Here is a 320-nt window from a genome sequence, read left to right on the forward strand (position 1 = left end):
GACCCGATGCTCCACTGCCGGACCGGGTTGATGTTGCGGGCGTAGTGCGTGTTCGACGCGTCTTGCAGCGCGTCCCCCACAAGGTCGCCGAAGTCCTTGCACGTGTCACGGATGATGCAGTTGTTGACGCCGCCGCTGTAGGTCGTCTTCTGGTCTTCCCCGGTGCCCTGACCGAGCGCCTGAAGACCGGTGACCTGCGACGAGCCGTTGACGCGGTAGTGGACTCCCGCGAGTGGCGAATCTTCCGCGTCCAGGTGGAGCAGTGTCCCACCGGTTCCGATCGCCCCTGCGACCAGCGTCTGAAACCGCACCCCGCCCGA

At 65.9% G+C, this 320-nt stretch carries 1 protein-coding gene; it reads right to left on the reverse strand.

From position 1 onward, the window contains the following. Positions 1-320, reverse strand: a 320-nt coding sequence (locus LL239_RS17615; protein WP_228164622.1) for a hypothetical protein, incomplete at both ends; no start/stop codon positions are given.

This window comes from Microbacterium testaceum (assembly GCF_020781835.1).
GTDB lineage: Bacteria > Actinomycetota > Actinomycetes > Actinomycetales > Microbacteriaceae > Microbacterium > Microbacterium testaceum_H.